Source organism: Pseudomonas sp. NFX98 (assembly GCF_047784845.1).
Taxonomy (GTDB): Bacteria; Pseudomonadota; Gammaproteobacteria; order Pseudomonadales; family Pseudomonadaceae; genus Aquipseudomonas.
Genome location: NZ_JBLNNF010000010.1, coordinates 76,359 through 98,721, shown reverse-complemented (window position 1 = coordinate 98,721; position 22,363 = coordinate 76,359). Strand labels below are relative to the sequence as shown.

The 22,363-nt window shown below is 60.2% G+C and carries 19 protein-coding genes; 10 read left to right on the top strand and 9 right to left on the bottom strand.

The window, feature by feature from the left end:
• The first annotated feature begins 288 nt into the window (after positions 1-288).
• The 7 genes from ACM110_RS15255 (at position 289) to ACM110_RS15225 (ending at position 8,027) form a co-directional block, all read left to right on the top strand.
• A complete protein-coding gene (locus ACM110_RS15255) occupies positions 289-1,029 on the top strand; it encodes a response regulator (protein ID WP_056856876.1) in 741 nt (246 codons plus the stop codon).
• Complete coding sequence (locus tag ACM110_RS15250) at positions 1,026-2,339, top strand: ATP-binding protein (protein ID WP_416128419.1); 1,314 nt, start codon at positions 1,026-1,028, stop codon at positions 2,337-2,339. The genes ACM110_RS15255 and ACM110_RS15250 overlap by 4 nt, the downstream gene beginning before the upstream one ends.
• A 229-nt stretch (positions 2,340-2,568) precedes the next feature.
• Positions 2,569-3,201 (top strand): CDP-alcohol phosphatidyltransferase family protein, encoded by a 633-nt coding sequence (locus ACM110_RS15245; protein WP_416128418.1) that lies wholly within the window; start codon positions 2,569-2,571, stop codon positions 3,199-3,201.
• The gene (locus tag ACM110_RS15240) at positions 3,188-3,787 is read left to right on the top strand and encodes a lysophospholipid acyltransferase family protein (RefSeq protein WP_416128417.1); all 600 of its coding nucleotides are present in this window, start codon (positions 3,188-3,190) and stop codon (positions 3,785-3,787) included. The genes ACM110_RS15245 and ACM110_RS15240 overlap by 14 nt, the downstream gene beginning before the upstream one ends.
• Positions 3,784-4,731, top strand: coding sequence for a phosphatidate cytidylyltransferase (locus tag ACM110_RS15235; protein WP_416128416.1), 948 nt, complete (start codon positions 3,784-3,786; stop codon positions 4,729-4,731). The genes ACM110_RS15240 and ACM110_RS15235 overlap by 4 nt, the downstream gene beginning before the upstream one ends.
• 106 nt (positions 4,732-4,837) lie before the next feature.
• A complete protein-coding gene (locus ACM110_RS15230) occupies positions 4,838-7,009 on the top strand; it encodes a hypothetical protein (protein ID WP_416128415.1) in 2,172 nt (723 codons plus the stop codon).
• A complete protein-coding gene (locus ACM110_RS15225) occupies positions 6,996-8,027 on the top strand; it encodes an NAD(P)/FAD-dependent oxidoreductase (RefSeq protein WP_416128414.1) in 1,032 nt (343 codons plus the stop codon). Before ACM110_RS15230 ends, ACM110_RS15225 begins: the two co-directional genes overlap by 14 nt.
• A 25-nt stretch (positions 8,028-8,052) precedes the next feature.
• On the opposite strand, the gene ACM110_RS15220 is transcribed toward ACM110_RS15225, so the two are convergent.
• Positions 8,053-9,678, bottom strand: a complete 1,626-nt coding sequence (locus ACM110_RS15220) for a methyl-accepting chemotaxis protein (protein WP_416128413.1) — start codon at positions 9,676-9,678, stop codon at positions 8,053-8,055.
• Between the two features lie 277 nt (positions 9,679-9,955).
• Positions 9,956-10,747: an SDR family NAD(P)-dependent oxidoreductase gene (locus ACM110_RS15215; RefSeq protein WP_416128412.1), complete on the bottom strand. Its 792-nt coding sequence runs from the start codon at positions 10,745-10,747 to the stop codon at positions 9,956-9,958.
• A gap of 124 nt (positions 10,748-10,871) precedes the next feature.
• Here ACM110_RS15215 and ACM110_RS15210 point away from each other — a divergent pair, with 124 nt between their 5' ends.
• A complete protein-coding gene (locus tag ACM110_RS15210; RefSeq protein WP_416128411.1) occupies positions 10,872-11,819 on the top strand; it encodes a GlxA family transcriptional regulator in 948 nt (315 codons plus the stop codon).
• An 8-nt stretch (positions 11,820-11,827) separates the two neighbouring features.
• Positions 11,828-12,487: a methyltransferase family protein gene (locus ACM110_RS15205; RefSeq protein WP_416128410.1), complete on the top strand. Its 660-nt coding sequence runs from the start codon at positions 11,828-11,830 to the stop codon at positions 12,485-12,487.
• 117 nt (positions 12,488-12,604) lie between these two features.
• Here ACM110_RS15205 and ACM110_RS15200 read toward each other — a convergent pair whose 3' ends face one another.
• The 7 genes from ACM110_RS15200 to ACM110_RS15170 all read right to left on the bottom strand — a co-directional run bounded on the left by ACM110_RS15200 (position 12,605) and on the right by ACM110_RS15170 (position 20,823).
• Positions 12,605-13,273 carry an HAD-IA family hydrolase gene (locus ACM110_RS15200; protein WP_416128409.1) on the bottom strand — a complete coding sequence of 223 codons (669 nt, stop codon included), beginning with the start codon at positions 13,271-13,273 and terminating at the stop codon, positions 12,605-12,607.
• 74 nt (positions 13,274-13,347) lie between these two features.
• Complete coding sequence (locus ACM110_RS15195) at positions 13,348-13,755, bottom strand: response regulator (RefSeq protein WP_416128408.1); 408 nt, start codon at positions 13,753-13,755, stop codon at positions 13,348-13,350.
• Positions 13,756-13,868: 113 nt separating this feature from the next.
• Complete coding sequence (locus ACM110_RS15190; protein WP_416128407.1) at positions 13,869-15,479, bottom strand: GMC family oxidoreductase; 1,611 nt, start codon at positions 15,477-15,479, stop codon at positions 13,869-13,871.
• 153 nt (positions 15,480-15,632) lie between these two features.
• A complete protein-coding gene (locus ACM110_RS15185) occupies positions 15,633-16,850 on the bottom strand; it encodes a mandelate racemase/muconate lactonizing enzyme family protein (RefSeq protein WP_416128406.1) in 1,218 nt (405 codons plus the stop codon).
• Position 16,851: 1 nt separating this feature from the next.
• Entirely contained in the window at positions 16,852-18,171 is a 1,320-nt protein-coding gene (locus tag ACM110_RS15180; protein ID WP_416128405.1) for an MFS transporter, read from the bottom strand.
• An 83-nt stretch (positions 18,172-18,254) separates the two neighbouring features.
• On the bottom strand, positions 18,255-19,679 hold the full coding sequence (gene aldA, locus ACM110_RS15175; protein ID WP_416128404.1) for an aldehyde dehydrogenase: 1,425 nt from the start codon (positions 19,677-19,679) through the stop codon (positions 18,255-18,257).
• Positions 19,680-19,893: 214 nt separating this feature from the next.
• Entirely contained in the window at positions 19,894-20,823 is a 930-nt protein-coding gene (locus ACM110_RS15170; RefSeq protein ID WP_416128403.1) for a LysR substrate-binding domain-containing protein, read from the bottom strand.
• 186 nt (positions 20,824-21,009) lie between these two features.
• Between ACM110_RS15170 and ACM110_RS15165 the strand changes: the two genes are divergently transcribed.
• Positions 21,010-22,188 (top strand): hypothetical protein, encoded by a 1,179-nt coding sequence (locus ACM110_RS15165; RefSeq protein WP_416128402.1) that lies wholly within the window; start codon positions 21,010-21,012, stop codon positions 22,186-22,188.
• Positions 22,189-22,363 lie beyond the last annotated feature (175 nt).

The following is a 22,363-nucleotide window of genomic DNA, read 5'->3' as shown; positions in this document are numbered from 1 at the left end:
TCGAATAGGTCAATCGTTAGTTGGGTAGAGGCAGCTGGGCTTGCCTCGATGGAACCTATTTAAAGCTTGCGAGGTATCCCGCATGTGTCGGAAACAGGCGCGTGTAAATCGGTACGTATCAGAACCGGGTCGGGATACAGAGCGATACAAAACCCCTGAAAAATCGCTTTTTTACCTCGGTGTGTATCCACCGACAAGCCAGATACACTGCAATACAAACCCCTGCGGGCGAGCGGGAAAAGGCTCGATAGACTGTGCGACATCCCCCATTTACAGAGGCAAGTCCCCATGGAACACGTCGATCACATTCTCATCGTTGATGATGACCGCGAGATCCGCGAACTGGTGGGCAACTACCTGAAGAAGAACGGCCTGCGCACCACGGTCGTGGCGGACGGTCGACAGATGCGCACCTTCCTCGAATCCACCCCGGTGGACCTGATCGTGCTGGACATCATGATGCCGGGCGACGACGGCCTGATGCTGTGCCGCGAACTGCGCTCCGGCAAACACAAGGCCACGCCCGTATTGATGCTCACCGCGCGCAACGATGAAACCGACCGCATCATCGGCCTGGAAATGGGTGCCGACGATTACCTGGTCAAACCTTTCGCCGCCCGTGAACTGCTGGCGCGGATCAACGCGGTCCTGCGCCGTACGCGGATGTTGCCGCCGAATCTGGTGGTCACCGAAAGCAGTCGCCTGCTGGCCTTCGGGCGCTGGCAGCTGGACACCTCGGCCCGGCACCTGCTCGACGGCGACGGCACCATGGTCGCCTTAAGCGGCGCGGAATACCGCTTGCTGCGCGTATTTCTCGATCACCCGCAGCGGGTGCTCAACCGTGACCAGTTGCTCAACCTGACCCAGGGCCGCGACGCTGACCTGTTCGATCGCTCCATCGACTTGTTGGTCAGCCGCCTGCGCCAGCGGTTGCTGGACGACGCCCGTGAACCGGCCTACATCAAGACCGTGCGCAGCGAGGGTTATGTGTTTTCGCTGCCGGTGGAAATCGTGGGGGCACCAGCATGAACCTGTCGATGCGCTGGCCGCGCACCCTGGCTTCGCGGCTGTCACTGATTTTTTTGATCGGCCTGATCCTAGCCCAGGCGCTGTCCTTCGGTGCGCAGTATTACGAGCGCTATGAAAACGCGAAAAACACCATGCTGGGCAACCTGGAAACCGACGTCTCGACGTCCATCGCCATCCTCGACCGCTTACCGGCCGAAGAGCGCATGAGTTGGCTGCAACAACTGGATCGGCGCAATTACCGCTACTTGTTGGATGAGGGCTCACCTGGCACATCCATGAACACAGACATGCCCGAAGCCCCCATTGCGATGGCCTCGATCAAGGACGCCATCGGCAAGGACTACCCGATGACCTTTACTGAGATTCCCGGACCGCGCAAACACTTCCAGGTCCACCTGAAGCTGGCCGACGGCGCCCCGCTGACCATCGACGTGCGACCTTCAATGCAGCCGCTGTCACCTTGGTTGCCGATTGTCTTGCTCGGGCAATTGGCGTTGATGATCGCCTGCACCTGGCTGGCCGTGCGGATCGCCATCCGCCCTCTCACCCGCCTCGCCGAAGCCGTGGACACCCTCGACCCCAATACCCACCCGGTGCTGCTGGACGAAAAAGGCCCGACCGAAGTGGCCCATGCAGCGAAAGCCTTCAATGCCATGCAGGCGCGGATCGCGGCTTACCTCAAAGAACGCATGCAACTGCTGGCGGCGATTTCCCATGACCTGCAAACGCCGATCACCCGGATGAAACTGCGCGCCGAGTTCATGGACGACTGCGTGGAAAAAGACAAACTGTGGAACGACCTCGGCGAGATGGAACATCTGGTGCGCGAAGGCGTGGCCTATGCCCGCAGCGTGCATGGCGCCACCGAAGAAAGCCGTCGCACCGACCTGGACTCTTTCCTCGACAGCCTGGTGTTCGACTATCAGGACGTGGGCAAGGAAGTGCAGCTGAGCGGCAAAAGCGCCACGGTCATCGATACCCGCCCTCACGCCTTGCGGCGGGTGCTGGTGAACCTGACCGACAATGCCCTCAAATTTGCCGGCGCCGCCGAGTTGCAGGTGGAAAAGACAGCCGACGGCAGCGTCTCGGTGAAGGTCATGGACCGTGGTCCGGGGATCGCCGAAGCGGAACTGGCCCAGGTCATGGAACCGTTCTACCGCGTGGAAAATTCGCGCAACCGCAGCACTGGCGGCACCGGGTTGGGGTTGGCCATCGCACAGCAACTGGCGTTGGCGATCGGGGGATCGTTGACGTTGAGTAATCGTGAAGGTGGCGGGTTGTGTGCCGAGCTCATCCTGAAGAAAACATAACCACCACACCACGCACTTGTAGCAGCTGGCGAAGCCTGCGTTCGGCTGCGTAGCAGTCGCAAATTCATGCGCCGCGGTGTGTCAGGCAAATCCCGTGCGCGGGTTTCACGACTGCTACGCAGCCGAACGCAGGCTTCGCCAGCTGCTACAGGTGACCGAACAGGAAAATCCGGTAAAGCCGCTGATTGCATATACGCTTAGTGAAACCTCGCGACAGGGACACTGAGTGATGGATGACAACCGAAGACCCATCAGTGCGCGCTCCACAGGTTGGGCTAAACGCATAACCGACCTGTTGGTGAAACGCGACATTTCACCCAATCAGATCTCCGTCGCCAGCATTTTCTTTGCACTCGCGGGTGCCATTGCGCTGAACATCGATAACGGTGTCGCCGGGTCGATCTGCTGCGCCGTCGCCATTCAACTGCGCCTGCTGTGCAATCTCTTCGACGGGATGGTCGCCATCGAAGGCGGCAAGCAGTCCGACATCGGCAGCCTGTACAACGAATTTCCCGACCGTATCGCCGACAGCCTGCTGATCGTCGGACTCGGTTATGCCCTCTGGGAGCCGGAACTCGGCTGGTTTGCCGCCCTGGCCGCTGCGCTCACGGCGTATGTCCGGGTGTTCGGCGGCTCCATCGGCCTGAAGCAGAATTTCATGGGCCCGATGGCCAAGCAGCACCGGATGGCCGTGATGACTGCCGGCCTGGTGCTCAATGCCATCGAATTCCATCTCTATGCCAGCCACTACGTGCTGATGCTGACGCTGATCGTCATTGCCATCGGCGCCGCAGCCACGTGCATCACGCGCACCCTGGCGATCTCCAGACAACTGAAGGAGGCCAACCATGTGGATCAGTAATGCGCTGATCGCGGTGCTGCGGCTGTTGATCGGCGTCACCGCCCGCTGGGAAGGCCCGCCTGATCTGACCCGTCAGCGCATCTATTACGCCAACCACACCAGCCACATGGACACCCTGGCGATCATGGCGGCCCTGCCCGCCGAAGCGCGGATCAATGTGAAACCGGTTGCCGCCGCCGATTACTGGGGCAAGAACCGGTTTCTCTCCTACATCTCTCAGCAAGGCTTGAATGCCGTGCTGATCGAGCGCAATCCTTCGCCGGGCAGTAATGTGCTGGAGCCGATTTTCGATGTAGTGCGGGCCGGTGATTCGATCATCATTTTTCCCGAGGGCACGCGCTCCAGCCAGGCCCTGCCGGGGGAATTCAAATCAGGGATCTATCGGCTCAGCGAAACCTTTCCCGATGTCGACCTGGTGCCGATCTACCTGGAAAACCTGCATCGTTCCATGCCCAAGGGCAAGCACGTGCCCCTGCCGATCATCTGCACAATTCGCATCGGCAATCCTCTTCCACGATTTGTCGGCGAGGACAAACAGGTGTTCCTGGAGCGGGCGCGTGACGCCATCGTGAGGCTGTCGAAATGAGTCTTGAGCAAAAATTCCTCTGGTTCTTTTTTGCGATTGCCTGCCTGTTGGCGGTCGCTTCGGTGATCGGTCGGGTGCTGGCCAAACGCGCCACGAGCGAAGGCGCGATTTCCACCATCGAAAACCTCAACCAGCGCGTGAACGCCTGGTGGGGCATGGTCATCATCTTCTTCGTGTCCTGGTTGCTGGGCCCGAATGCAACGGTGGTGTTGTTCGGTTTCATTTCCCTGTTCGCCCTCAGGGAGTTCATCACCCTGACCCCGACGACGCTGGGCGACCACAACGCACTGTTCTCGGCGTTTTTCATCCTGATCCCGCTTCAGTACCTATTGATCGGCACCCACTGGTATTCGATGTTCACGTTGCTGATTCCGGTGTATGCCTTCCTGCTGCTGCCGGCGATTGCGGTGTTGAGCCAGGACACCGAAGCCTTTCTGGAACGAACGGCGAAGATCCAGTGGGGCGTGATGATCTGCGTCTACTGCATCAGCCACGCACCGGCTCTGTTGCTGCTGGACCTGCAAGGGTTCACCGGGCAGAACGCGCTGCTGCTGTTCTATCTGGTGTTCGTCGTGCAGTTGAGCGACGTGTTGCAGTACGTCTTCGGCAAGCTCTTCGGCAAACACAAGGTCGCGCCGCTGGTGAGCCCGTCGAAAACCGTGGAAGGCCTGGTGGGCGGCGGGCTGTCCGCCACGCTGATCGGCGGCTGCATGTTCTGGATGACTCCGTTCACCTTCTGGCAGTCGCTGTTGATGTCGCTGGTGATCGTGGTGATGGGTTTTCTCGGTGGCTTGGTCATGTCCGCGATCAAGCGCAGCCTGAGCGCCAAAGACTGGGGCACCATGATCAAGGGGCACGGCGGCATGCTCGATCGCATGGACTCGATCTGCTTCGCCGCGCCGATCTTCTTTCACATGACGCGGTATTTCTTTTCCGTGCAATAAAGGATTGAAGCGCCGACCGCTCGTCACTACTGGCATATCTGACAGTAGCTGGCGCGCCCGACATCCTGTGGGATAGGCCACTCTTCAGGATGACGGAAAAACCGCCATGGACCTGCTCCAACAGATTACCGGTCTGTGCTCACGACTGGCCCCCGGTGGCTGGCGCTCCTTGCTGCTGGCCCACGGCCTGGACATCACGGCAGTCCCCCTTGGCGCCGAACTGATCAAACCACTGACCATCGACCGCCGCTTGCGCGGATTCGAAGATTTCGCCAGCACCGGCAACCGCGCGATTGAACCCGCTCAACCGGCCTATAGCCTGCTCTATCACGCGCTGGCCTCACCTGAAGTGACCCACGACGAAGCCGGCCAACCGTTGCGCCTGTTCCCCACGCCCGCCGAAATTGAAACCGTGCTCGATTTCGTTTATGCCGCCAGCCGCACCTCCCTTGAGCGCTTACGCAAACAGGCTGAGGGCAGGCCCTTGGCGGTGGTGGTGTTTGCCAGTGAATACCGCAACGCCGCCCAAACCGTGCACGGTGAACACGCCGACCTGTGCTTCTCGCGCACCGGCATCGCTCGGGTGGGCACCGCTGTCTGCCGCTACGATGCGCAATTGCGTTGCTTTCTGCCATTTGTCGACGACGACCCGTTTGGCATCCGGATCATGCCGGTGCGGTACAGCGCCTACATCGCCATGCAACACACAGGTGATCCCGAAAGCTTTGGGCCGATGGACGCTCAGTCAGGGGATACGGAACTGGATTTCTGGGTGCCGCTGCATAAATTGTTCAACGGTTCACAGTGTCTGGTCGGAATGGACCTGACGCTGGACCTGGACAACCATCAGATCAACGAGAAGTTGCGCCACATCCATCTGCGCCACAGCGGAACCGGTTGGCAGGAACCGCAGATCAGCCAACCGCCCTTTGTCGTCACCGAAAATCTCGCGCACTGGGCAACTCCGGAAGATCTGGGCCAGGGCCTGCTACTGCCGAAAGCCACACCCAGACTGGTGGAGGCGGCCAGCCACGAGGGCCAGCCTTTGTCCTTCCGGATGCCGGCCGGCACCGCCGGTATGGTGCATGGTCGACACACGCTGGATGAGGAAGGTCGCTTCGAGGATCTGAATGATCGAGAGGGTGTGGCGGAACTGGTAAAACAAGGCGGTTATCGCGCTCTGCAATATCACGACAATACTGCCGATGGCTGGGTCCGCGCACGCTGCCCGGCCCTGCAAAAATTTTTGCCCTCGATCGCGGCATACTCGGTGATTGGCGCACCGGATTTCTTTCCGCTGTGCAATCAGCGGCAACTCATGCGCTGGGCAAATGCGCAACCCACCCTGCCCGATCCAAACATCTGGCATGCCCGCCTGGAGGCGTTGTCGAACGTTCGCTACAGCGCAAACCCGAGCCTGAAAGACCAGCTATTTTCGGCACAAGACCGTGGCGTCACGGCCATTGTTGCGTTGCCGCGCCGGACCAAATCCAAGTCATCGCCCTCAAAAAACCACACCAGCGTTGACCGCCCTTCTTCGTTGCCGGACGCCGCCGCAGGGATCTTTGGCCCTGGCTGGGAAGTCGGGCGATACCCGCCCATGGGCGGACCGTTTTCCCTGTCCGGCTACCAGATGGCCAGCCCTTTTACCGAAGACGTGCGCATTTGCGCGGCGCTGGGTTCCTACTGGCCAGGCGTGGCGCCGGATTCTGCCCGCACCTTTGAGCCGCGATCGAGCCTGCACAGCATCATCCCGCTGACCGATGAGGAAATCGGTCAGCACGGGGCAACGGCCTGGGACAATCAACAAGGGCCACAACTGATCTCGCACGAAGGGCGGACGATCGTTCGCTACCGTGCCTACGAATACACCGACTACACCCAGGTGGCCCTCGATGGACGCTTTTCCCTGCAACTGACCGGTCGCATCACGCAGCGGCAATACCATGACCGGGTGCTCTCGATGCACCGTGTGTACAACGTGCTTGAGGCTGGAACCGACCCCGCTCGGCGCAATAATTGGCCATTGTTATCATTTCGCCTGATACAGAGACCGGATGCCGAACTCGATACCGCCGAGCAACAAGCCGGGCTGACGCTCAACGGCTGGATCCATCGCTATCACGTATACAAACGCGGCAGCAGCTGGACTCCAAAGACTGATTTCAAACTGCGCTACGTCGACATCGAACGCCAGGTAAACCTGCTGGTCAGTGAGCGGGCGATGCTGGTCAAGTATGGAGACCGACCTTGGCAGATCGCGCTTGAAGCCCTTTGATGCGCTGGTGATCGGCGCAGGCCCGGCGGGGTGTGCAACGGCGATCAGCTGCGCGCAGCGCGGCTTGCGCGTGGCACTGGTAGAGCGCCAGAGATTTCCGCGGTTTCGTCCTGGTGAAAGCCTGCATCCGGCCATCGAACCGTTGCTGGAGCAGCTCGGAGTCGCACATTTGTGTGCATCAGGCGCGGTACGTTTTTCCGGCCAGTGGGTGCACTGGGACGGCCCGCCGCGCTTCATTGGTTTTGGCGGTGACGACTCAGCGCAGTGGCAGGGATTTCAAATCGCCAGAACCTCACTGGACAGTGCATTGTTGCAGCGTGCCGCAGCGCTGGGCGTCAGCGTATTGCAACCGTGTCAGGCCAAGCGCCTGCTCACCCACGACCGCCGGGTGATTGGCGTGGAAACCGACAAAGGCCCGTTATTGAGCGCCTACGTGATCGACGCCAGTGGCGTTGCGGGCTGGTTGAACCGCCAACACCAACTGACGGTTCGCCGTTGTTCACCGCTGCTGGTGGCCCGGTATGGTTATCTCATTGGCAACCTTGAGACTTATGCGCACGCTCCGCGCTTGCAGGCCGATGCCGACGGCTGGACGTGGGTGGCACAAGTCGAGAGTCATCGCCTGCACTGGACGCGCCTGTATTTCAGCGAAGGCGCGTCCACGCCCCGAACCGTGCCTGACGCCTTGTGCGGCTTGCCTCAGTCAGACCCGGTGCTGGGCGCCGACGTGTCCTGGCGCCTGAGCACGGAAACGGCCGGTGCAGGCTATTTCATGGTGGGCGATGCGGCGAGCCTGCTCGACCCGGCCGCGTCCCACGGCGTACTCAAGGCGTTGATGAGCGGCATGCAGGCTGCGCAAGCCGTATTTGACTGCCTGCAACAGCCATCCATCCAGTACTCGGCACACGAGCAATACAAGCGCTGGATCAACGATTGGTTTGAACGTGATCTGGCGCAGATGCGTCATTTCTACGCCACCCATCCTTATCCGCCAGACTGGATTCCGTCATGGACATAAAACCGGCCGGGCCGACGAGTATTGCTTACACGACAAACCGCGCCACCAGCGCATTCAAATCCACCGCCAGACGCGACAGTTCATGGGTGGCGGTGCTGGTCTGGTTGGCACCGGCAGCGGACTGCGTGGCCAGGTCGCGGATGTTCACCAGGTTGCGGTCGACTTCGCGGGACACCTGCGCCTGCTCCTCCGAGGCACTGGCGATCACCAGATTTCGCTCGTTGATCAAATGGATCGACTGGGTGATCTGCTCCAGCGCCACACCGGCGGCGCGGGCCAGTTCCAGGGTGTTTTGCGTGCGTTGATTGCTTTGCTGCATCGACGCCACCGCTTCACCGGTGCCGTTCTGGATGCCGGCGACCATCTTCTCGATTTCCTGGGTCGATTGCGCAGTGCGATGGGCCAGCGCCCGAACTTCGTCCGCCACCACGGCAAAACCACGCCCGGCTTCACCGGCACGGGCCGCTTCGATGGCTGCGTTCAGCGCCAGCAGGTTGGTTTGCTCGGCGATTGCACGGATCACGTCCAGCACCTTGCCGATGTCGCGTCCCTGAGCCGCCAGGCCTTCGATCATCAGCGAGGTGTTGTGCACGTCATGGGTCATGGTCTGGATCGCGTCGACGGTTTGCACCACCCGGTCACGACCCTCGCGGGCGGCCTGGGTCGACTGGTTCGAGGCTTCGGATGTAGACACTGCATTGCGCGCCACTTCTTCCACGGCGGCGGTCATTTCATTGACGGCGGTGGCGGCCTGTTCGATTTCGTTGTTCTGCTGTTGCAGGCCACGGGACGCGTCTTGCGTCACCGCGCTGAGCTCTTCGGCGGCGGTGCCCAGTTGCGTGGCGGAACCGGCGATCTGTTCGATGGTTTTGCGCAGGCTGGCCTGCATAGTCGCCAAAGCGCCGAGCAAGCGCGCCGGCTCATCCTTGCCATCGACTTCGATGACGTTACGCAGATTACCTTCGGCAATGGTTTGTGCTGCCAGCACGGCACGGTTCAACGGTGTGACGATGCTGCGGGTCAGGAGCCAGGCCAGCAGCACGGTCATCAACGCTGCGATAACCGCGACCGCGATGATGCCGGTGATAGCGCTGTTGTAGTTGTCAGCGGCTTCAGCCGAAGCGGTTTTGGCATAGTCCGCATTGAGTGCCACCAGTTTGTTCAACTGCTCGCCCATCTGATCCGTACCGTCCTTGATACGTGTGTTGATCAGCGTGCGCATCTCATCCAGTTTGTTCTGTCGCGACGACTCCAACATCTGGGCCTGGGCTTGCATGTAGCTGTCCAGCGTGACGGTGAACGTCTTGTACAGCTGCGCTTCTTCGTCACCGGCGGGCAGCGCGGCGTAACTGGCTTGTGCGCTGCGCAGCTTGTCGACGAGTACGCCAACACGCGTCTGGGCTTCCTGCAAGGCCGCCGGATCACGGTTGACCAAAATCCGGAACGACAGAATTCGCATGCGCAGGACGTTCTCGGTCATGTTGCCGAGAAAGCCGACACTGGGCAGATGTGTGGTGCCCATGTCGATGGAGGCCTGGCGGATGACGGTCATGCGGTTCACGGCGAACACACCGAGCACGATGACCAGCAAGGCAATGAAGGCAAAACCCAGGAAAGCGCGAGGCGCGATATTCAGATTACGCAATGACATAGGACGATTCTCGGGGGTTGGTGGCTGCGAGCGTCCTTGCGTAATCACTGAATGGCGGGCATTGGCGCGCACCCTTTCAGATGGGCGCCATTGTTGTAATGGATTCGTCTGCGCCTGATGGTTGTATCGGCCAGGCTTGAGGTTTATTGCGGGGTTTTAGCAAATAATTTTCAAGGAGTTACAGGTGTTCCACGGATGAAACACCTGGCACGGAAGTACAACTTTGCTTGCATCAAGCGAGTCTGCTCGCGAGCACGCCCTTTGGAACACAATCCATTCAATGATAACGCGGCGCCGCCGTGGAACTACCGAACAACCCGGAAAGCACCTGACGCTGGGCTTCGTAGCGATCCCACTGTGCACCGTCGTGCAGGCCCGGAATGGTCACCACCTCCCCGCTTGCCAAACCCACCAAGGCGGCATCGACCATCTCGTCGACCGCCATGACGATTTCCTGCGGCAGGTTTTCCACCGGGTGGCCGGCTTCGCTCCAGAAATCGGTGGCGGTGGCGCCCGGCAATACGGCCTGTACACGCACGCCCTTGTCGGCCAGCTCGTGGTGCATCGACTGACTCAAGGCCAGGACAAACGCCTTGGTCCCGCCGTACACGCCGTTGAGAATTTCCGGGGCGATGGCGACGATCGAAGCAATGTTGATCACGGTCCCGGCGCCACGGGCGACGAAACCGGGGACCACGGCATACGCCAGGCGTGTCAGCGCGGTGATGTTGAGGGTGATCATGTCTTGCATGTCATCCACCGGGCTGGCCAGCAGCGGCATCACCGCGCCGACCCCGGCGTTGTTGACCAGCAGCGTGATGCTGGCGTCGTTGCGCAGGATCTGTTCGACCCGCAGCAAATCCGCTTTTTCTTTCAAATCAGCGGTAACCACTTCCACGTTGCGCCCTGTTGCATCGCTCAAACGATTGGCCAACGCGGTGAGTTTCGCCTGGCTGCGCGCCACCAGAATCAGGTCATAACCCTGGCGGGCGAGACGGTCGGCATACACCGCGCCGATGCCTGATGAAGCGCCGGTGATCAGTGCGGTGCCTTTGGATGAGAGTGCCATGTGCAATTTCCTTCACGATGAGGCGAGAGGTTCGCCGGGTGTGAGTTGTTATAAAGGGACTCGCACGCGTCGCAAATGACGTTTAAAGTACGTTTTTAGGACATGGCCGTTTGAGGACATAACGATGATTTCCGTGGCGTTTGTGGTTTTCGAGGGGTTCCAGTCGATGTCGCTGGCGGCGATGCCGGTGTTCGAGTACGCCAATTTCAGCGCGGGCGAAACGCTGTATGACGTGCGCGTGCTGTCCGCGGACGGGCGCACGTTGCGCGCTTCCGGCGGGTTGACGGTCGGCAGCGAAGCCTTCGACGAACGGTTGATCGATACGGTGATCGTGGTCGGCGGCGATGCCATCCTCGAACAGGCGCCCGAAGCTGTACTCGATTACTTGCGAGCCAGCGCCCATACCGCGCGGCGCACGGCGTCGATCTGCTCCGGTGCCTTCGTCATGGCCCAGGCCGGTTTGCTCGATGGTCGGCGGGCGACCACGCATTGGGCCTACGCGCGGCAACTGCAAGAACGCTTTCCCTCGATAAAAGTGGAAGCCGACCGCATCTATGTGATCGACGGCTCAGTGTGGACCTCTGCGGGTATGACCGCCGGTATCGACCTGGCGCTGGCCATGGTTGAAAAGGACCACGGCGCCGAACTCGCCCGCTCGGTAGCGCAGAAACTGGTGATGTACCACCGCCGCGCCGGTGGCCAGTCGCAGCATTCGGCGCTGTTGGAGCTGGAGCCTAAATCCGACCGAATCCAGACCGTTCTGGGCTACGCCCGAGAACACCTCTGCGAGGCATTATCGGTTGAGCAATTGGCCGATGTGGCGCGTCTCAGCCCGAGACAGTTCAGCCGCGCCTTCCGCGCCGAAACCGGTCAGTCGCCAGCAAAAGCTATCGAAAACCTGCGCCTGGAAGCGGCGCGACAAATGCTCGAACGCGGGCGGCTGACCCTCGACCAGATCGCCCTGGAAACCGGCTTCAGCGACCGCCGCCGCATGCGTGAAGCGTTCTTGCGGGCGTTCGGGCAGCCGCCGCAGGTGATTCGACGTAGCGCAAGATCGGAGATATCAATGTAGGAGCGGCCATGAAAATCTCAGCCAAACTGGCGTTTTTCGCCATCGTCACCACCTTCGCCTATATCGGCCTGGCCATTTGGGGGCTGGGTGGTTTTTCTGCTTTTTTCTCCCACGGTGCGCTGGTGATTGTAGCGCTGGCGACGCTGGTCATGGCCATCGCCTCACTGTTCACCGAGGTCAACCTGAGTTCCGGCGAACGTGAAGACCGCGCCAACCGCTGGGTGATTCCGGCCTTCGGCGTGCTTGGACTGTTGAGTGGTTTCTTGCCGGCCTATACCGACCGCATCGACTTCTGGACCTTCGGCAGCGAAGGCATCCGTTGGCTTGGGGCACTGCTGTTCATCATCGGCGGTGCGCTGCGGTTGTGGCCGGTGTTTGTGCTGGGCAAGCGCTTTAGTGGACTGGTGGCGATTCAACCGGGACATCAACTGGTCACCGACGGAATTTACCGGCACCTGCGCAACCCGAGTTATCTGGGGATAGTGGTCATCGGCGTGGGATGGGCGCTGGCATTTCGGTCGGGGGTTGGATTGCTGCTGGCGGCATTGACGATGATCCCGTTGATTGCGCGGATTCATTCGGAAGAGGCGTTGTTGCGGGCGCAGTTTGGCGGTGAATATGAGGCTTACTGCGCACGGAGCTGGCGGCTGATTCCCGGAATCTACTGAATGAACACAAAACCTGTGGGAGCGGGCTTGCCCGCGATGGCGTCGGCACATCCAGCATCGATGTGGCTGATAAATCGCTATCGCGGGCAACCCCGCTCCCACAGGATCTGATGTCGTTCACAAAGGTTTTAAGTGAATCGAACTGTCGGCGCCTACCTCCGCGACAACCAGGTCATAACTGGCCAACGTCGCATGTGCCGTCTCGATCGGCTCATCATGCGTCGCCGTCACAATCAATAAACCCGCTCCGGCCGCTTCAGCTGCAAGAATCCCCACGGTCGCATCTTCAAACACCAGACAATCGCTGATCTGCACACCCAATCTTTGAGCGGCCAACCGATAACCTGCCGGATCAGGTTTACCGGCGCTGACGTCTTCTGCGGTGACCATCACATCCGGCTCGGGAATCCCGGCCGCCGCCATGCGCCGCAACGCCAGCGTCCTCGGTGCAGAGGTGACGATGGCCCACTGATGACCCGGCAACGACTTGAGAAACTGCGCCGCGCCGGTCACCTCTTCAACCCCTTCGACATCTTCGATTTCCGCCTCGGTGATCCACGCCGCTTCTGCTTCGGCATCGATACCGGGCAACGCCAGGCGCTTGATGGTATCGATGGCGCGGGCGCCGTGAATGGTCGGCAGCAAGGTTTCGACATCGACACCGTGGCGCACGGCCCATTGAGTCCAGACCCGTTCAGCGGCGGCAATCGAGGTGAGGATGGTGCCGTCCATGTCGAACAGGAAGGCGCGGTATGGCGTGTTGAAGACCGAGGGTTGAGCGGACAAGGGAAACCTCGCAGGTGCCGGGGCGGATGTGCCGGGCAATGTAGCATTTGCGAGGGGGTTGAGGGCACGGCCGATCAGTGGAGTTTCTTCGACGCGAACGCACCGTTTACGCAGTCCAGCAGCGAACCGATCGCCCAGGGTTTCTTGATGAACGACACTTGATGACGAACGCCGGAGCTTTCCGGCGTTTCGTAGCCGGACATGATCATGATCGGCTTGTCCGGCCAGCGATCGCCGAACTGGTTGGCCAGGTCCGCGCCGTTGAGGGTGCCGGGCATAGTGATGTCCGTCAGCAACAGCCCGACCTGATTGGCGTGCTGTTGCAGGTACACCGATGCGGCGTCCGCGCTGATATGCGGCGCAACCAAAAAACCTTCGTCCTGAAGAATTTCACAGAGAAATTCCAGGATCAGCGGGTCGTCCTCAACCACCAGAATCAACCCGCCTGGAAGACCTCCGTCCGACGTCGGTACTCGACTCATGACCTTGCCGCCCCCTGATTGCACCTATGATTTCGCGGGCTTGAATCCGCTGCCTACAGGTATGAGCAGCGGACTCGGCGGAAATTCATTTTTGATACAGGAAGACGACGAAATCAGGCGTCCTGGAGGATCAGGTCAGCGCCCTTCTCCGCCACCATCAGCACCGCCGCGTGTGTATTGCCGGACGTCACGTTAGGGAAAATCGACGCATCGACGATGCGCAAACCGCTCAAGCCATGAACCTTCAAACGCTTGTCGACCACCGACTTCTGCTCATCCGAACCCATCGCGCACGAACCGCACAAGTGATAGATCGAGCCGCTGTTTTCGCGGAAGTACTGCAACATTTGCTCGTCGCTGTCGACCATCGGGCCGGGCAACACTTCTTCGACGGTAATACCCTTGAGCGCCGGCGCCTGCATGATCTTGCGCATCAGGCGACTGCCCTGGATCACCTCGTCGATATCCTTCTGGGTGCTCAGGTAATTCGGGTCGATCAGTGCTGCATCACGCGGGTTTTTCGAAGCAATGGTGATATGCCCGCGACTGGTCGGCCGGCACGGGTTGAAGCACAGCAGGAAGCCTGAGTACGGCTCGGGCTTGAGGCTGGCCTTGTTGTTTTTCGGGATCTGGTACGACAGCGGGTTGAAATACAGTTGCAGGTTCGGGTTGGCCTGTTGCTCGTCGCCCCGGAAGAAACCACCGGCCTGGTTGACGCTCATCGCCAGTGCGCCCTTGCGGGTAAACAGATACTTCAGGCCAAGCTTGAACTGGCCGAACAGCGAGCTCAGTTCATCGTTGAGCGTCGGAATGTTGGCCTTGTAGTAATAACTGGCGCACAGGTGATCCTGCAGGTTTTGCCCCACCGCCGGCAGGTGCTTGACCAGAGGAATATTGTGTTTGGCCAACAACGCCTGATCGGCGACACCGGACAATTGCAGAATCTTCGGAGTGTCCACGGCACCGGCGCAGAGAATCACTTCCCTGTTCGCGGTGAAGGTGCGCACCACGCCGTGCTGGGTAATGGATATCCCGGTGGCACGCTGCTGGTCATCGAACAGCACGCGGTCGACCAGAGCGTAATGCTCGACGGTCAGGTTCGACCGGCTCAGCGCCGGATGCAGATGGGCAAAACTGCTGGAACTGCGCTGGCCGTTGCGGGTGTTGACGTCATAGATGCCCGCGCCTTCGAATTTCGGTCCGTTGAAGTCGTCACTGTGCGGATAACCCAGTTCATCGCAGCCCTTGAGGAACACATCGCAGATCGGATGGGTCTGGCCCTTCATCGGGGTGATGCTGATCGGGCCGCTGCTACCGTGGTATTCGCTGTCGCCCAGCGGATGGTTTTCCAGTTTGCGAAAGTACGGCAGCACGTCCTTGAAGCCCCAACCGTCGTTGCCGTTGGCCGCCCAGTCGTCAAAATCGTGGGCCTGGCCGCGCACGTAGATCATGGCGTTGATCGAGCCGGAACCGCCCTGAACCTTGCCGCGCGGAGCATAGATTTCACGGTTGTTCAGCTGTTTTTGTGGACGGCTGTAGTACATCCAGTTGAAGGTCGGGTTGTAATACATTTTGGCGAAGCCGACCGGGATCTTGAACCACAGCGAACTGTCTTTCCCGCCCGCTTCCAGCAGCAGCACCGTGTGTTTTCCCGAGGCCGAGAGGCGATTGGCCAAAACGCAGCCTGCGGCGCCAGCGCCAGCGATGATGTAGTCGTATGTCATGCACGGTTACCGCGTAAGTCGTTGTACAAAAAAACCGCGCCTCCCCTGTAGGAGCTGTCGAGTGCAACGAGGCTGCGATCTTTTGATTTTTCAAAAGCAAGATCAAAAGATCGCAGCCTGCGGCAGCTCCTACAGGGGATGCGTCCTCTCGTGTCAGCCCTTGGCCGGCGATGTGTCTTTTACATCCGCCGGGGTCGGTGCCATTTGCAGATGCAAACGCTCGCCGGTGTACGGCGAATGCTTTCGCACCACGTCCATGTTCAGCTCCACGCCAAGGCCCGGCTCGGTGGACGGGATGATGTAGCCGTCCTCCCATTGCAGCGGCTTGGTCAGGACTTCGGCATGAAAACCGCCCCAGGTCATGATGCTTTCCTGGATCAGGAAGTTCGGCGTGCAGGTCGCCAACTGGAAGCTCGCCGCCGCGCCAATCGGCCCGTTGTAGAGATGCGGCGCGATTTGTGCGTAATAGGCTTCGGCCATGCTGGCGATTTTCTTCGCTTCCAGCAGGCCGCCGCAGCGGGCGACGTTCATTTGCAGAATCGATGCGCCGCCAGCCTGCAACAGCTTGAAGAATTCGTACTTGGTGGTGAGGCGCTCGCCGGTGGCAATCGGGATGCTGGTCTTGGCCGCGACTTGCGCCATGGCGTCTTCCTGGCCCGGCGGCACCGGTTCTTCGAACCACAGCGGGTCGTATTTCTCCAGGCGCTTGGCCAGGCGAATCGCCGAGGACGGCACCATTTGCCCGTGGGTGCCGAACAGCAAATCGCACTTGTCGCCCACCGCTTCGCGGATCTTGCGGCAGAAGGTTTCGCAGCGTTCCAGCACTTCCAGCGAGATCTGATGCCCGGAGTACGCGGTGTACGGGCCTGCCGGGTCGAACTTCACGGCGGTGAAACCTTTGTTCATGTTCTCGATGGCGCACTCGGCGGCCAGGTCGGGGTCGTCGTAGTCGTACTCGCCCTTGCTGTTGACCGGGTACAGGTAGGTGTAGGAACGCAGGCGTTCGTTGACCTTGCCGCCCAACAATTCATAAACCGGTTTGTTCGCCGCTTTGCCGATGATGTCCCAGCAGGCCATCTCCAGGCCGCTGACCACGCCCATCATGGTCAGGTCCGGGCGCTGGGTGAAACCGCTGGAATAAGCCTGGCGGAAAAAACGCTCGATGTGGTGCGGGTCATGGTTGAGCAGGTAGCGTTCGAACACGTCTTCGATGATCGGCAGCATGGCTTTTGGGCCGAAGGTCGCGGCGTAGATTTCGCCCACGCCTTCGATGCCGCAGTCGGTCTTGAGCTTGACGAACAGCCAGTACATGCCGCCGATATGCGGCGGTGGTACGGCGACGATATGGGTTTCAAGGGCGACGATTTTCATCTTATGCACCTGTCCGGTTCGAAGTTTTACGGTTGATACGTGCGCGCAAGGTCAGGGCCGCGAGAGTCCCGAGCAAGCCAACGAATGCGATGTAGCCGAAATACAGCTTGTAACCAAAGGCACCGGGGAAATGTTCGGTGAGGTAGCCGTTGATCAACGGAATGAAAGCGTCCGGCAGGTAACCAACCACCGAGACAATGCCGATGGCCAGGCCGGTGATGCGCAGCGGAATGTTGCAGGTGTCGAGGATCGCCCAGTACAGGCCGCGAATGGCGTAAGTCATCAGGCCGATGAAAATCACCGTGCCAATCAGCAAGCCCATGCTGTTGAGCGCCGGGAACACGATCAGGCCGACCATCGCCAGCGATGCGAGAAACAACGCCACCACCAGCACCGAGATGTTCGAGAACTTGTCACCCAGCCAACCGCCGCCGATGCCGCCAATCGGGCGCATCCACAATTTGATGGTGGTGATGGTGCCTGCCATGACCGCGGTCATTCCGCCGCCCTGCAGATAGTCCGAGAAACTGTAGGTGGCCCAGAAGATGTGATAGCCGCAGAACACAATCGCGGTGACCAGCCACAGCTCGGGGATTTTCACCAGGGTGGTCAGGTCGCTGAGCAGGTTGAACTTGCCTTTCTCCACCGCCGCCGTTTCTTCCATCGACTTCGGGTCCTTGATCAGCACCAGCACACAGCCGATGGCGATACAGGTGAAGGCATACAGGTAGACCACGTGCTTGAAACCTTCGGCCGCCGATTCGCCACGGGTTTCAGTGGCGAAGGCGAACAGGCCCAGCGCAACGGTGGCCAGCAAGGCTTCGACGAGACCACGACCGCCATCGAGAATACCGAAGAAGCGGCCCTGCTCGGAGTGCTGGGCAATCATCTTCACGCGCTTGAGCACCGAGGCCCAGAAGGTCAGGCCGGTGGTCAGGCCCCAGCAACCGAAGATGATCATCAGACCGGTCATCGACGGCGCGGTGGAGTACCACAGGCCGAGGGCGCCGGTCGCTACCAGCGAAAAGAAAATCAGGAAGCGCGGCGCAATGCGATCCGCCAGCCAGCCGCTGGGCAGATAGGACAACAGGAAAATCGTCCCGAGCATCGAGTACAGATAACCCAGTTCGCTGTGGTTGATCTGGAACACTTCGAGCATGGTGGTCTGGTAGACCTGACGCAGGTACAGGATCGGGTAGATCGCACCGGCGGCGAGCACCAGCAGCATCAGTTGGAAATAGCGACTTCCCTTGTCGCTGTGGCTTTGTGTACCCGCGTTCGAACCCTGAACAGCGGCAGCAGTGGATGCATGCTTGGACATCGAGTAGACCTCTGGCGCCCGGTGGTCCGGGCGGCCGTGTTAATTGTTTTTATGGGTACAACGTGAGGCGTGTTGCCGGTGGATCAGTACTTCATCACCACAAGTCGGGTCTGGGTGAATTCGAGCATGCCGTGCTTGCCGTCATCGCCGCCCAGGCCCGAGCGTTTCCAGCCGGCGTGGAAGCCCTGATACGGATCGGCCGGGGTGCGATTGACGTACAACTCGCCGGCCTCGATGGCATTGGCGACTTTCTGCACGGTGCGGTAGTTCTCGGTGTAGAGCACCGAAGACAGGCCGAACTGGTGGTCGTTGGCCATGGCCAGGGCTTCGTCGATGTCGCGGTATTTGAGTACCGGCAGCACCGGGCCGAAGATTTCTTCCTGGATGATTTCCATGTCCTGGCGGCAGCCGCTGAGCAGGGTCGGCGGATAGAAATGGCCTTTGCCTGGCGGGATGAAACCACCGCTTTCCAGCACCGCGCCGTCGGCGATGGCGCGCTCGATCATGGCGTGAATGTTCTGCTGAGAACTGGCGTTGACCAGCGGCCCCATCAGGCTCGCATCAGTGACGCGGTCACCGAATTTTACGGCGCTGATTTTTGCTTTCAGCAGGTCGAGGAATTTTTCGTAGACGCTTTCCTGCACATAAACCCGCTCGACTGCCGTACACAACTGGCCGCAGTGAGTGGTCTTTGAGGCGACGATGGCGCTCGCGGCGGCTTCAAGATCGGCATCGGCCTCGATAATCGCCGGTGTCTTGCCGCCCAGTTCCAGCGATGGTTTGGCGATGTTGGCCTTGCAGTAATCGAGCACGATGCGCCCGGCGTTGACGCTACCGGTCAGGGTGATCAAGCCCACGGCTCTATGGGTGCAAACCGTGGCGGCAGTGCCGTGATCCATGGTCAGGATGTTGACCACGCCGGCCGGCAAACCGGATTGCTGCACGGCCTTGGCGATTTCGAACGCAGAGGTCGGCGTGTTGTTGCTCGGGCGCACCACCACGGTGTTGCCGGCAATCAGCGCCGGGGCGATTTTGCGCAGCAAGGTGTAAACCGGGTAGTTGAACGGGATCAGGCAGGCGACCACGCCAATCGCTTCGCGGTGCAGGAACAGGTTTTCGTTCGGGCTATCGCTGGGAATGATTTCGCCTTCGATGCGGCGCGCCCACTCGGCGTGGTAACGGGTGATCTGCGCCGCGTAACGGGCTTCGTTGCTGGCATCGCTGACGCTCTTGCCGGACTCGGCGGCCAGGGCCTCACCTATGTTCACCGCGTTGGCTTCAAGTGCGTCAGCAAAAGCACGCAGGTACTCAGCGCGTTCGATGCTGGTGAGTTTGCCCCAGGTTTTCTGCGCAGCGGCTGCGGCTTCGACGGCAGCTGTTGCCTCGTCGGTGGTCGCTGCCGAAACGTGGCCGACCAACGCTTCGGTGGCAGGATTGTAGACCGCGATCAGCGCATCGCTGGCCGGTTCGATGAAGTGGCCGTTAACAAAGTTTCGCTCGAGTCGCATGTGAATCGCCCATCGTTGTTTTTATCCAGTCCGGGCAGTCTTGGCGTCCGGCGCGTGTTGGACAAACGATTTATTGAGCGGAGTAACATTCTAAAAATGAATTTTACCTGTAGGAGCTGAGCTTGCTCGCGATGGCGTCAGGACATCCAACATAGATGTCGGCTGACCCGCCGCCATCGCGAGCAAGCTCGGCTCCTACAGGGGTTGGTGGTGTTCAGGTAGCGGCGGTGGAAGGCTCCAACTGCCGCTGCGCCAGCCAGATCTCCTCCTGCAACCACTGGCTGAACACCTGCAGTTGCGGCAGCGACTGCTCGGGGCGGGTCACCAGCCAATACGACTGATGGCCTTCGACGTGCACGTTGAGCACTTGGGTCAACTGACCGCTGGCCAGTTCCGGCGCGACCATGTGCCAGTCGGCGATGGTGATGCCCAGGCCGTCGATGGCGGCGCGAATGGCCAGGTCGAGCAGGTCGAATTCGTACCCGCCCTGGGTGTCGACGCCGCTGATGCGCGCGGCGTCCAGCCAGTGTTTCCAGGTCAGGTAACGCTGGTCTTCCCGAGCCAGCACATGCAACAGCGTCAGGCGATTGAGGTCGATGCCCTGCTCGCTCCATTCCCGCGCATACAACGTGGGAGCGCACACCGCGATGTGCCGTTCCTGAAACAGCAGCGAACTGTCCAGGCCATCCCATTCGCCGTCGCCAAAACGGATTGCGCAATCCAGCGTACTGGTTTCCGCCAGGCTGTCCTGCAAGCGGGTGGTGATGCTCAATTCCAGCTCCGGATGCTTCTCGCGCAAGCGCCCAAGACGCGGCATCAGCCAGCGATTGGTGAAGGTCGGCGGCGCATTGATGTGCAGGCGGTTGGCGTGAGATTTCTGCTGGATGCTGCGCACAGTCAGCTCGATCTTGTCGAAGGATTGATGCAATGCCCGCAGCAATACCCGGCCGGCGCTTGTCAACTCCAAGTGATGATGGCGCCGCTCCAGCAGATTCTCGCCCAGCTGTTCTTCCAGCTGCCGCACCTGACGGCTCACGGCACTCTGGGTGACGTTTAGCAACTCGGCGGCGCGGGTGAAGCTGCCCGTGCTACCGGCCACTTCGAACGCTTTGAGCGCATTCAGGCCGGGCATTTTGCGTTTCATGAAAGGCTCTCAGGACCAGTGACGAGGCGGCAAGGATCACATGGGAGCGGCACATTGTCCTACAGGATTTTTTCAGTAACATGCGTTCGAGGAAGGTTTCAACGGATTTTTAATCGTTTGTTCAACGCACCTCAGATCGCAAGACTTGCCGGCATCTCTAATAAAAAAATAACCGAGAGCTGCCACATGCCCTTCCCCGCTTCTTTGCGCCTCAGCCCTTCGTATCTCGCTCTACTCTGCACCTTTGCGGCCCCTGCCATGGCCGTGCAAGTCACCGACAACCTTGACCTCGGCGGCGCCGTTCGTGCCCGCTGGGACTACGATCCGGATCGCGACATCCAGAAGTTCGGTCTGGACACGGTGTTCCTCAGTGCCAAATACAACTCCGACAGCTGGATCGGTGAGGCCCAATACCGCTTCTATGGCCGTTCCTATCCCTACCAGTACACCAAGAATTACGGCGATATCCAGTTCGCCAAGTTCGCGTGGGTCGGCTACAAGTTCAACCCCGAGCAACAGGTGCAAGTGGGCCTGAACACCGTACCGTTCGGTTTGCAGCCTTACTTCGGCAGCACCTTCTACGAAACCCTGGGCAACGTCATTGGCCTGGAAGACGTGCAACAAGTCGGCGCCAAATACGTCCAGCAATCGGGCGACTGGAACGTTCAGGCCGGTTACTACCTGCGCCCGGCGTGGCAAGGCAAAGGCACCAGCAATGGCGTCACTTACTCCAGCGTGGTGTCGGAAGCCGACAGCTATGTGGCCGACGGCAGCGACAACGAGGAGCGCAACACCGTGGTGCTGCGCGTGGCCAAGGCACTGGACCTGGGGCCGTGGAAATCCGAGGTCGGCCTCTCCGGCCTGACTTCAAGCCTGCAGAATCGGGACACCAATGACGACGGCCGCCGCAACGCCGTGGCTGTGCATTACCTGGGCAAGAACGGCCCGTGGGAAGTGCAGTTGCAAGCGGCGCGGCAGCAGATGTCGCCGCGCAATCCCGGCAGCGACGAAGTGGTGACCCTCGGCGGTTACGACGGCACCTACAACATTGCCAGCCGCGGCAATCTGTACGTGGCGGACCTCAGTTACGACGTGGCCGGCAAGTACCTGTTCGATCAGGTGAGCGGGGTGAAGCTGTACGCGAACTACAGCGCCTTCGACAAATCCGCCAGCGACTTCGAGACTTCGGAACGGGTGATCCTCGGCACATCGTTCTCCCTGAGCAAACTGTGGATCGCCACTGAATGGATATTCGGCAAGAACGATCCGTACATCGGCGGCAGCAGCTACACCCAGAGTCTGGGGGCTGGCGGGACGGATCATTGGGAGAATCAGTTGTACATGAACATTGGCTATTACTTCTGATCCGGGTCATTAGTGCCCCTGAGATCGCTATCGCTGGCAAGCCAGCTCCCACAGGTTAAGTGATCCCTGTGGGAGCTGGCTTGCCAGCGATGGCGTCAGCCCAAACAACACTTGCATCAGCCCCTTGCCAATAGTCAGATAGGCACTACAACACAAAGACAAAAACGAGCCCTCT

Bases quoted from the DNA above. Each gene is read 5' to 3' on its own strand.
- ACM110_RS15250 (WP_416128419.1), top strand. From the start codon at position 1,026: ATGAACCTGTCGATGCGCTGGCCGCGCACCCTGGCTTCGCGGCTGTCA.
- ACM110_RS15235 (WP_416128416.1), top strand. From the start codon at position 3,784: ATGAGTCTTGAGCAAAAATTCCTCTGGTTCTTTTTTGCGATTGCCTGC.
- aldA (WP_416128404.1), bottom strand. From the start codon at position 19,679: ATGCGACTCGAGCGAAACTTTGTTAACGGCCACTTCATCGAACCGGCC.
- ACM110_RS15195 (WP_416128408.1), bottom strand. From the start codon at position 13,755: ATGAGTCGAGTACCGACGTCGGACGGAGGTCTTCCAGGCGGGTTGATT.
- ACM110_RS15255 (WP_056856876.1), top strand. From the start codon at position 289: ATGGAACACGTCGATCACATTCTCATCGTTGATGATGACCGCGAGATC.
- ACM110_RS15165 (WP_416128402.1), top strand. From the start codon at position 21,010: ATGCCCTTCCCCGCTTCTTTGCGCCTCAGCCCTTCGTATCTCGCTCTA.
- ACM110_RS15170 (WP_416128403.1), bottom strand. From the start codon at position 20,823: ATGAAACGCAAAATGCCCGGCCTGAATGCGCTCAAAGCGTTCGAAGTG.
- ACM110_RS15190 (WP_416128407.1), bottom strand. From the start codon at position 15,479: ATGACATACGACTACATCATCGCTGGCGCTGGCGCCGCAGGCTGCGTT.
- ACM110_RS15230 (WP_416128415.1), top strand. From the start codon at position 4,838: ATGGACCTGCTCCAACAGATTACCGGTCTGTGCTCACGACTGGCCCCC.
- ACM110_RS15210 (WP_416128411.1), top strand. From the start codon at position 10,872: ATGATTTCCGTGGCGTTTGTGGTTTTCGAGGGGTTCCAGTCGATGTCG.
- ACM110_RS15245 (WP_416128418.1), top strand. From the start codon at position 2,569: ATGGATGACAACCGAAGACCCATCAGTGCGCGCTCCACAGGTTGGGCT.
- ACM110_RS15240 (WP_416128417.1), top strand. From the start codon at position 3,188: ATGTGGATCAGTAATGCGCTGATCGCGGTGCTGCGGCTGTTGATCGGC.
- ACM110_RS15220 (WP_416128413.1), bottom strand. From the start codon at position 9,678: ATGTCATTGCGTAATCTGAATATCGCGCCTCGCGCTTTCCTGGGTTTT.
- ACM110_RS15215 (WP_416128412.1), bottom strand. From the start codon at position 10,747: ATGGCACTCTCATCCAAAGGCACCGCACTGATCACCGGCGCTTCATCA.
- ACM110_RS15205 (WP_416128410.1), top strand. From the start codon at position 11,828: ATGAAAATCTCAGCCAAACTGGCGTTTTTCGCCATCGTCACCACCTTC.
- ACM110_RS15185 (WP_416128406.1), bottom strand. From the start codon at position 16,850: ATGAAAATCGTCGCCCTTGAAACCCATATCGTCGCCGTACCACCGCCG.
- ACM110_RS15180 (WP_416128405.1), bottom strand. From the start codon at position 18,171: ATGTCCAAGCATGCATCCACTGCTGCCGCTGTTCAGGGTTCGAACGCG.